Genomic DNA, 670 nt, shown 5'->3' with positions numbered 1-670 from the left:
TCGCGGAGCCGGAGCCAGTGGCGCTGGGCCTTCGTCAGACGGTAGCTGGTCCGGCCGATTTCCAGCGGGGCGCCGTCGCGGGGGTCGGTCAGGACCCGGTAGAAGGAGTCCGCGCCGCCGGTGATCAGGCGGCGGGCCATGGACGGCGGGATCGGCCCGTACCCGTCCAGGGTGGCCGGTTCCTCGCCGGCGCCCAGGAGCGACAGGACCGGGACGGTGATCAGCACCTGCGCCCGCGGCGACGGCACACCACCCCCGGCCGCACCCCCGCCCAGGCCGGCCGCGCCGTCGGGCATTCCGCCGGTTCCGCCCAGGCCGGTGCCGCCGTCGGCCATTTCGTTGGTGAGGAGCCAGGTGGCGGCGACGTCGGCGCGGAGCTGGGAGAGGTTCCGGGCCTCGTCCGGGCCCTGGAGGGCGCGGGCGGCGGCGGTGGTCCGTTCCCAGATCCCGGCGGCGGTGTCGGCCGGGAGGTAGGCCGAGAGCCAGGCCATGCCGTCCCGGTCCGGGGCGAAATCGACCCGCCGGTCCGCGGCGCTCTTGGCGTGGCGCTGTTCGATGCTGACCGGGTGGTGGCGTTCGCGCCAGGTGCGTGCCTTGGCCCGGAACCGGGACGGGATGAGGTCCCCGGCCGGGCAGCCGCGGGCCGGGCTGGGCGCGCCGGGGTCCAGGA

General features: G+C 76.9%; 1 protein-coding gene. It reads right to left on the bottom strand.

All coding sequences use genetic code 11. The annotated features are described in order from the left end of the window. Positions 1-670 (bottom strand): DUF222 domain-containing protein (locus AC1D2F_RS23915; RefSeq protein WP_476967909.1); only part of this gene is annotated, 670 nt, incomplete at both ends.

This window comes from Arthrobacter sp. P1_B3, from assembly GCF_056406615.1.
This window is presented reverse-complemented; position numbering and strand designations above follow the sequence as displayed.